The 8,775-nt window shown below is 33.8% G+C and carries 10 protein-coding genes; 2 read left to right on the plus strand and 8 right to left on the minus strand.

Annotation, left to right across the window (positions count from 1 at the left end; genetic code table 11):
* Positions 1–284: 284 nt before the first annotated feature.
* The 7 genes from A3GS_RS0110160 to A3GS_RS0110190 form a co-directional block, all read right to left on the minus strand.
* Positions 285–1,976 (minus strand): recombinase family protein, encoded by a 1,692-nt coding sequence (locus A3GS_RS0110160; protein ID WP_018365288.1) that lies wholly within the window; start codon positions 1,974–1,976, stop codon positions 285–287.
* A gap of 84 nt (positions 1,977–2,060) precedes the next feature.
* Positions 2,061–2,228, minus strand: coding sequence for a hypothetical protein (locus tag A3GS_RS12930; RefSeq protein ID WP_018365289.1), 168 nt, complete (start codon positions 2,226–2,228; stop codon positions 2,061–2,063).
* A 488-nt stretch (positions 2,229–2,716) separates the two neighbouring features.
* Positions 2,717–3,127, minus strand: coding sequence for a sigma-70 family RNA polymerase sigma factor (locus tag A3GS_RS0110170; protein ID WP_018365290.1), 411 nt, complete (start codon positions 3,125–3,127; stop codon positions 2,717–2,719).
* Positions 3,128–3,368: 241 nt separating this feature from the next.
* A complete protein-coding gene (locus A3GS_RS0110175; protein ID WP_026216373.1) occupies positions 3,369–4,247 on the minus strand; it encodes an SPL family radical SAM protein in 879 nt (292 codons plus the stop codon).
* Positions 4,248–4,265: 18 nt separating this feature from the next.
* The gene (locus A3GS_RS0110180; protein ID WP_012678198.1) at positions 4,266–4,808 is read right to left on the minus strand and encodes a ClbS/DfsB family four-helix bundle protein; all 543 of its coding nucleotides are present in this window, start codon (positions 4,806–4,808) and stop codon (positions 4,266–4,268) included.
* 6 nt (positions 4,809–4,814) lie between these two features.
* Positions 4,815–5,078, minus strand: a complete 264-nt coding sequence (locus A3GS_RS12975) for a zinc ribbon domain-containing protein (protein ID WP_009222351.1) — start codon at positions 5,076–5,078, stop codon at positions 4,815–4,817.
* Between the two features lie 61 nt (positions 5,079–5,139).
* Positions 5,140–6,039 (minus strand): helix-turn-helix transcriptional regulator, encoded by a 900-nt coding sequence (locus A3GS_RS0110190; protein WP_018365292.1) that lies wholly within the window; start codon positions 6,037–6,039, stop codon positions 5,140–5,142.
* Between the two features lie 302 nt (positions 6,040–6,341).
* On the opposite strand from A3GS_RS0110190, the gene A3GS_RS0110195 reads away from it, so the two are divergent.
* Both A3GS_RS0110195 and A3GS_RS0110200 read left to right on the plus strand, forming a co-directional pair.
* Entirely contained in the window at positions 6,342–6,692 is a 351-nt protein-coding gene (locus A3GS_RS0110195; protein WP_012678200.1) for a plasmid mobilization protein, read from the plus strand.
* Positions 6,693–6,697: 5 nt separating this feature from the next.
* Positions 6,698–8,029 carry a relaxase/mobilization nuclease domain-containing protein gene (locus A3GS_RS0110200; RefSeq protein WP_018365293.1) on the plus strand — a complete coding sequence of 444 codons (1,332 nt, stop codon included), beginning with the start codon at positions 6,698–6,700 and terminating at the stop codon, positions 8,027–8,029.
* A 68-nt stretch (positions 8,030–8,097) separates the two neighbouring features.
* Here the strand turns inward: A3GS_RS0110200 and A3GS_RS0110205 are convergent, their stop codons facing one another.
* Positions 8,098–8,757 carry a hypothetical protein gene (locus A3GS_RS0110205; protein WP_018365294.1) on the minus strand — a complete coding sequence of 220 codons (660 nt, stop codon included), beginning with the start codon at positions 8,755–8,757 and terminating at the stop codon, positions 8,098–8,100.
* Positions 8,758–8,775 lie beyond the last annotated feature (18 nt).

Raw genomic sequence — 8,775 nt, forward strand, 5'->3', positions numbered from 1 at the left:
CTCTTAGTCTATGGAAATAAACACGTACCCACAGGGTAAATGGAAATAGAATTGGATAATTTCTTGCTATCACTTCTACTCACTCCAAAAATTTACTCACTCTAAAACTTCCCCACCACATAACAAAAAGCCTTGCAATCAAGGCTTTTCACTATCCCTTTCCTTCAACGGATACTAGACTTTTACGAGCAGAGCAAGACACTCTGCGGTTCGCTGTTCCCAACCGTTGTGTCACCTTCGTTCCTTACTCTTGGACAGCTATCGCATGGGCAGAACATCTGCTTTTACTTCGATGATAAATCATCTCGTACAAGCAGTGATACTGCCTCAACTTGTTCATCATTGTCCAAACCTATATTTAAATCTTCATCGATGATAGGAAGTTTAAAAGTAATTGATTTTAGCCATTGTCCATTCGGTTGCTTTTCTTCGTAAATTTGAATTTCAGAAATCAAAGCTGTAATTAACTGTCTACGCTCCACATCATTCATTACCTTGTAGAGTTTATCAAAATAGATCAGAACTTTATATATATTATCTCCTGTAAGTTTTTCAGCTTCAATAGTTTGTTTTTTTGCTTTCGCATCAATTAAGAATGATTCTAATTCTTCAATTTTATCGTACATACGATAAAGTCTATCGTCTAAGTCCTGTTTTCTTCGTTTGTAGTGCTTATCATCAGCATCTAAATTATCTATTTCCTCAATTAGCTTAAACTTTGTGGAATGACTTTTCCGCAGTTCTTTTTGATAATTATCTATTTCCTTTTCTATTTCAGAGGTATCCACTTTCATATTGATTTTTTCTTGCATCATAGAAGCAAATTTGGGATTGCTTACTATCTTTATAATTACCTCAGCAACTGCATCATCTAACAATTCCTCTCTAATTTGCTTACTGAAAGTACACTTATGACCTCTCATCATCTGCCTATGTTTACAGCCATAGTAATAAAAATCTTTATACTTTGTACCATCTTTCCTTTTCTTGATACACTTGTTGCCAAACATTCCCACTCCACATACCGGGCATTTTACAATTCCTGAAAGTAAGTGTGTACGTATATCTTTTCCTTTATTCACATGCTCATATTTCTTTGCTTGAGATTTTAGCTTAACCTGAGCAGCCTGCCATAACTCATCAGAAATTATAGCTTCATGAATTCCTTCAGCTATTAAATATTCATCTTGTTCTACTTGTTTATATTCATTTCTTGTACCATGAACTTTTTCTAAAGTTCTTCTTCCAAAAGCTATCTTCCCGTTATATACAGGATTCTTTAATATCTTTCTTATAAGACCTGCATCGAACAATGGATTTTTTCCATTCTGTCTTGGAATTTTTCTTATTCCATGATTTTCTAAGTATTTTGAAAGTCCATTAGCTCCAATGGTTGTATTAACATATTGATCAAAAATAGTTCTTATTGCGACAGCTTCTTCTTCATTGATAAACAGTTTACCATCGACAAGCTGATACCCATAAGGAGCAAAACCTCCATTCCATTTCCCTTCTCTTGCCTTTTGAATACGCCCTTCCATTGTTTGAACACGAATATTTTCTCTTTCAATTTCAGCCACAGCTGATAAAACAGAAATCATCAATTTACCTGCATCTTTGGATGAATCAATCCCATCCTCAACGCAAATCAAATTGACTCCAAAATCTTGCATTGTTTGTAATGTTGATAAAACATCCGCAGCATTTCTTGCAAATCTTGATAGCTTAAACACAAGAACAAAAGATACTCCATCTTTGCCAGATTTTATATCTTCCATCATTCGATTAAACTGTATCCTTCCCTCAATAGATTTTCCAGACTTACCTGCGTCTTCATACTCACCAACAATTTCATAGTCATTATAAAGGGCAAAAGCCTTCATTCTTGATTTTTGTGCCTCTAAAGAATAACCATCTATCTGTATTGATGTAGATACTCTTGTGTAGAGGTATACTTTTATTTTCTCTTTTGACATAGCATTAACCTCAATATATTTCTCTATATCTTTTTCATACTTCCAAAAAGTTTGGACTTATATCTCAAGTATATTATAGCACTTTTATTTCATTTTCTCAATCTGTGTTTTTACCATGTCAAAGATATTTTCATTTTCACTGTTATTATTTACTGGCATTGGATCTGGTAGATTATCCAAATCTAAAACACCAGCATACTTTGTAATAAGATTTGCTATCAAATCAGCCAATCCATTCCAGTCATTGTCCACCCGTACACCTCCCTCTAATTCCTCTATAATCAATATATAATTTTCTCATCTAACCAAGTTTAATGACATTGACGGGTGCTTAGGATCAGCAACATTGGAATCTCACCACCGCCCCTGTTAAGATGAGCCGGCTTTCACTAAAGAAGTATCATTATCATTACTTAGGTCATCACTTGCAAAGTTATCCTCGCTCTTTGCTTTAAGAAAATTTATTTATCGCTCGTTTCCTTATATCCTTGTCTTTGACAGTATTCATTTAAACCGAATTTCTTCAGCAGGAAAGTTATGGCGTAAAATTTCTTTCGCTCACTAAGTAATTAAAAGTCCCGTCATGGTCTATTCAGTTGTCAAAGAACAATTATTTGAAAGGGATTTTCTTTACATCTTCCTGTTTGCCATAAATAGGCTATATCTCTTATAAAAGTAAAGGAGATCAAACTCCCCTTCACTTTATATAAGGAAAGTTTGACCCCTTTGGTTACCGAAGTTTATAGATCCTCAATAAACTTTTTCAGTTTCTCAAGGATTTTATTTCTTCTCTTGATTAAAGCCGGATGTGTAATACTTTTTAATCTTGCTACTGAACGAAGCGTTTCGTCATTAAAGTACAAACGCTCTATGATGTCTCTTTCTTCATCGTTCAGCTTTGATATAGCATATCTCAATGATTCAATCATCATTTGTGTTTCCACAATCTTTGCTACATCAACATTTTCATCTATGATGTTATCAACATAATGTCCATCATGATCTAATGACGAAAAAAAGAGCAAGTGGTTTTTTCTGTCCACCTGCTCCAAATACTTTTCGTGTTCTTTTTCTCGCCAGTAGACTTTATAAATATCTTCACTGACTTTCACCTTTTGTCCGCTGACATAAAGGTAATACTCTTTTGCCATAAAGTTTCCTCCATTTCTTTTTTGTCTGTTTGTTTTTCAGACAAAAAAGGAGGACTTCGGCATTTGAACATACCGAGTCCTCCGTAATGGAAGAAAAATACTAAATTATCATGATTAAATAATGAAAAAAAGGTTGTAAAAAAGGGACATTATTATATTTGTATCGTATATGTTAAAAATTAACACTTTCATTAATAAATCCCTCCTTAATTATAATTTTATAAATATTTCACCCCCTTAGTCAGATTAAGTCAAAAAAACTAAGCTGCTTTGAGATGCCCTTTCCCTCAAATAGTCCCAAATAGTTAAATATTGCTTCATTATCATGAACGATACCGTTCCGTTCACAGAATTCATGAAACAAACCCATTAGTTTTTTATCGTTTCCACTGTTTGCTACATAATTGTTTCCGTATTCTCTGATGTAGCGTTCTTTCAGCTTTGGAAACTTTTTATCTAACTGCGAATAAAAATATTCTCTATTTCCCTCTCTGAGTGTAACTCCCATACCAAAGCATACTATTCCAAACACTTTTGCTTCTTTGCAGTAGTTTAAAATCCCAAGAATATTTTCTTCCGTATCGTTAATAAACGGCAGTATCGGAGTTAGCCAAACCACTGTTGGTATTCCTTCATCACGCAATATTTTTAATGCTTCAACCCTTTCTTTCGTTGTTGAAACATTAGGCTCTATCTTTTTACAAAGTTCTTCATCATAAGTTGTTAATGTCATTTGAATAACGCATTTTGCTTTTGAATTTATTTCTTCAAATAAATCTAAATCCCTTAAAACATTAGCTGACTTTGTTATAAGCGTTACACCGAAGCCATATTTATTTATTATCTCAAGTGCCTGTCTTGTATAATTTAGTCCAAGTTCCTCTTCAATGTATGGATCAGTCATAGAACCTAAACCAATCATACATTTTTTCCGCTTTCGTTTTAGGTTCTCTTCCAAAAGACTGATTCCATTTTCCTTTACTTCTACATCTTCAAATTTATGGTTCATCCGGTAGCAGTTGCTTCTTGAGTCGCAATAAATACAACCGTGAGTGCAGCCTCTGAACAAATTCATTCCATTTTTTGAAGATAATATTCCTTTTACCTTTGTAAAATGCACTTTACTATCCTGTTCCAATTATTTTGATTTGCATTTTTTCTGATGGGCTTTTAATTTTTTCATTGCCCAATCATAATGGCTTGCAGTGGTACTTACAAAATAGGAACCCAGTGTACTCCCCCCTGTCCACTTGTAGACGCCTTTGGAAAACAATTCTTCACTTGTAAATTTTTCAGCCAACTCTAAAACATCTCTATGGGATTTATGAAACATTTTAGTTGCGTCTTCAAGAGAAGTATTTTGATGTTTCTTCCAAAATTCTACATTCATATCTCCATAAGTTTTCCAATTGTACGGCTCAGGCAAAAACGGTTTTTCTTCTCCCTTTTGATTGGAATGTACCCAATTCAAAATAAGCTGATGCCACTCATAGAGATGGATTAAAACATCTCTTAGATTCTTATCTCTTTTCCAGTGGGCTTCTTTTTTCTTTTCATCTTTTGAAAAGTCAAATGGTGTATTTAACTCTTCCTCAGTCATCTTTGAGATAAATAAATTTAACTTTTCATAGTTTTCCTTAGCAGCAATCATTAAATCATTTTTTGTCGTTGGTCTTGGCATAATTTTTTACTCCTTCCATCTCTTTAGAGTTGGGAAAAACTCCATCATCATTTTTCTTGCACTATCTTCATTCATATCTTTATTGGCTTCGACTACATGAGGAACGCATATCTCAATCATTTCTTCCATTGTTCCCTTAAAAGTAAATTCGCCTTTCTCAAAGCAATACTTACAATAATCTTCATTTACGCTTCCATCTGAATTTGTACCATAAAGCTCTGTTCCCTCTCCCATAGGCATGCCACAACATTGACAATATTTCGTATCCATTTTTTATTCCTCCTTATCTTTATTTAAGATAATTATATCTCACCATACTTGACACCATCTGTCATATTATATATTTTTCTGCCATTTTATTTATCATTTTTTTAATTTGCATTCTAACTTCTTCAGGTTCCAATACTTCTGCTTCATCTCCAAATGAAAAAATATAATTATATAAGTTATAGTCATTCGGTATTTCTATTTCAGTATATAAATTTCCGTCATTATCTTCTGTAATTTCTCCGTTTAGTTCATCATATACCCTGAAAGCAACTTTTCGATCAAACTTAACTTTTATATTCACTGTATTCTCATGTGGCGTTTCTTTTTTGAGTATTACATCTTCAAAGTTGTCATCAAACTTTTCAGTATGGATTTCTAAATTCTTTATCCTGGACAATTTGAAATATCTGAAATCATTTCTGAGTAAACATAGGGCATATAGATACCAATCCTGACTCTTGAAAAGCAATCTCACAGGTTTAACTTTTCTGCTTGTTTCTTTTTCATTACTGCTAAAATATGTGAATGAAACAATGTTCTTACTTAAAATTGCGGACTTAATATCATTAAATGTTTTTTCATACATCTTATTGTTTTGCCAATTATTAAAATCAACTTCTATCCAACTGGTATTTTTTATTTTAAAGAGTGCGGATAGTTTTGTTAGAAGCTCATTCTCATGTTGTATTGTTGTATTCTCCAATCCCTGAAGAGCTGACATAATTTGTTGTTTCTCGTTTTCAGACAGTAGTGATTTACTAAGAACAAAATCCTCAGCAATTTCTATTCCACCACCCTTTCCTTGCAACGCATAAATGGGAATACCTGCACTACTGATAGAGTCAATATCTCTATAAATTGTTCTGACTGATACCTCAAATTTATCAGCAAGTTCGCTTGCTGTAACTTTTCCCTTTTCTAAAATATAATATAGTATCCTAAATAGCCTATTATCTTTCATCGTCTTAACATCTCCTATATTTATTATACCATATTAACTTGACATATGTTGGCATATTAAAAGCATTTTTTCAATTCTGATGACATTACTTATCTCATTTGGTATAATATAAGATATACATTTAAAACTTGCTTAATGCTTGCTACCATAATCATTCTTTTGTAGCAAGCACAGTAAGTGTACGGACACTTACGAAAAAATTGATGAAGCAGCCCTCTGGGATCTGCTTCTTTTTTTATCAATTTTTAGCTTGTTAGGGAGAACCCTAAGACCCCGAAATACATTCAAAGGAGGAACTACCTATGGCAAATAGAATACGAAATGAAAGACTTGAAATTAAACTAACAGAAGAAGAAAAGGCTCTTTTTGAAGAGAAAAGAAAACTTGCAAAGTGCAGAAATATGAGCCATTTTATACGCAAATGTGTTTTGGAAAAGGAAATTTATCAAGTAGATTTAGAGCCTTTCCGAAATTTACAAGGCTTGCTTTCTAATGCCACAAATAACATCAATCAGATTGCAAAGCGAGTAAATTCAACAGGTATAATTTACAAAGAGGACATCAATGATATGAAAAAACAAATTGAACATTTCTCAAAAGAGCTATGGCAAATTCATTCACTGCTGCTTAACAGGACTTCAGGAGGTGATTAGTTTTTATGGCGATCACAAAAATACACCCTATCAAATCGACCCTTAATCTTGCTATCGAATACATTGTAAATGGAGATAAAACAGACGAGCAGATTTTAGTCAGCACTCATAAATGCCATCAAGAAACTGCCCATACACAATTTTTAAGGACACGAAATGATGCAGGAACAAACGGAACTGTTCTTGCAAGACACCTCATTCAATCCTTTTTACCGGGAGAAGCAAGTCCTGAAATGGCACATCAAATCGGTCGTGAACTGTGTAAAAAGATATTAAAAGATGAGTACGAATATGTCTTATCTACTCACATAGACAAAGGACATATTCACAATCACATCATATTTAACAATGTAAATATGGTAACGGGTAGATGCTACCAGTCTAATAAGAAAAGCTATCATCAAATCCGTTATCAGAGCGACAAGCTATGCAAAGAAAACAACCTATCTGTGATTGATGAGTTCTACGAGAGCTATAAGAGAAAGTACAAAACAAAGGGTAAGTCATGGTATGAAAATGAGCAATCTAAGAAAGGTACTTCTTGGAAAAGTAAACTTCAATTTGACATTGATTGTTTGATAAAACAGTCTAAGGATTGGGAAGAATTTTTAAAGAAGATGGCTGATCTTGGCTATGAAATCAAATACGGTAAGCACATTGCTTTTAAGCCAAAAAATAAGGCGAGATTTACAAGGATTAAAACAATCGGAGAAGATTATACCGAAGAAAGATTAAAAGAACGAATTGCAGAAAGAGAGTTTATCAAGACTCCCGCCGTCAAAAAACGCATCGGCAATGTTATTGACATGAACACCAATGCAAAGGTAAAGGAAAGCAAAGGCTACGAATATTGGGCAACCAAACATAACCTTCATACAATGGCTGAGTCTGTTATTTATATCAGAGAACATGGCATTAAATCCGTTAAACAGCTTGATGAGTATATCCAAACAGCAGCTGATGAAAGGCAAAATATACAAGAGAAAATCAAGGCTATTGATAAGAAAATGCAGAAGCTTTCTACCACTATGGAGCAAGTTCATACCGTTAAAAAACACAGAGCGTGCTACAAGGAATATAAGGCTAATCCATCTGACAAGGCATTTTTTGAAGAGTACAAAGCTCAGATTACCCTATATGAAAATGCTCTCTCAGAGCTTAAAAAATCTTATTCCAAGCTCCCAAATTCAAAGGATATTTTAGCTGAGCTTGATAAATTACAAGAAAAAAAGGATAGCCTTATGCAAGAGTATTCTTCCTCAAAATCCACTATGGACGAGCTTTATAAGATACGAAAAAATTACGGAATTTATATGGGTAAGGAGATGGAGAGATAATCTTTATCTCCTTTTTTCGCAAATAAAAAAAGAGTCGGTGCAGTCCCAAGACCACACCGACCATAAGTTTATCTCTCAGCTTCTTTTGATGTTTCTTTCTTTTCTTTAGGCTTTTCCTTATCTTCAGCCTGATATTTTTTGATAGCTCCAAGTACAGACTCTTTCTTTTCTTCTTGCCCTTTCATCTGTTCTTTTGCCTTTAACAGTTTTGAAGAAAGTACCCTGATGTTGGTATGTTCTTTACCGTTGTCATCAACAGAAGTTCTGATTTGTCCAAAGAGCTTAACAAAATCACCCTGCTTAAAGTCCTTTGGAATATCACTCTTTTCTCCATAGGCGGAGCAATTATGATATACCTTATTCCCCTCATCATCTTTAGATACAACGGAGAAATTTGCTACCTTAAAGGCTTCCCCGTTCTTGTTTTCTCTCTCAATAACATTAACCTTACCGACAACATTTCCAATGATATTTATAAGGTTATCTTTCTCTTCCTGAACATAAGACAGGTCTTTTATCTGTCCCTGTTCCCTTAAATCTTCGATCATGTAGTCAAATTCCTCATGCAGTAAATTAACGGTGTCATTGTCCATATAAGCGTCATAGAGTTTATCTAAAGCACTTTCATCGTTAATGCCTTTTTCCATGCTTATAATCGCCTTAACAAAGTCCTTATGATTATCATTTACCATATCTTCGATTCTATCTCTCATTGTTTTGTAATCCATGTTTTTATCTCCTTTCAT

Origin of the sequence: Streptococcus caballi DSM 19004 (genome assembly GCF_000379985.1) — a bacterium.
Classification (GTDB): Bacteria; Bacillota; Bacilli; order Lactobacillales; family Streptococcaceae; genus Streptococcus; species Streptococcus caballi.

Excerpts from the sequence above, each read along its gene's own strand:
- A3GS_RS12975 (WP_009222351.1), bottom strand. The coding sequence starts at position 5,078 with ATGGATACGAAATATTGTCAATGTTGTGGCATGCCTATGGGAGAGGGA.
- A3GS_RS0110200 (WP_018365293.1), top strand. The coding sequence starts at position 6,698 with ATGGCGATCACAAAAATACACCCTATCAAATCGACCCTTAATCTTGCT.
- A3GS_RS0110170 (WP_018365290.1), bottom strand. The coding sequence starts at position 3,127 with ATGGCAAAAGAGTATTACCTTTATGTCAGCGGACAAAAGGTGAAAGTC.
- A3GS_RS0110190 (WP_018365292.1), bottom strand. The coding sequence starts at position 6,039 with ATGAAAGATAATAGGCTATTTAGGATACTATATTATATTTTAGAAAAG.
- A3GS_RS0110180 (WP_012678198.1), bottom strand. The coding sequence starts at position 4,808 with ATGCCAAGACCAACGACAAAAAATGATTTAATGATTGCTGCTAAGGAA.
- A3GS_RS0110205 (WP_018365294.1), bottom strand. The coding sequence starts at position 8,757 with ATGGATTACAAAACAATGAGAGATAGAATCGAAGATATGGTAAATGAT.
- A3GS_RS0110195 (WP_012678200.1), top strand. The coding sequence starts at position 6,342 with ATGGCAAATAGAATACGAAATGAAAGACTTGAAATTAAACTAACAGAA.
- A3GS_RS0110160 (WP_018365288.1), bottom strand. The coding sequence starts at position 1,976 with ATGTCAAAAGAGAAAATAAAAGTATACCTCTACACAAGAGTATCTACA.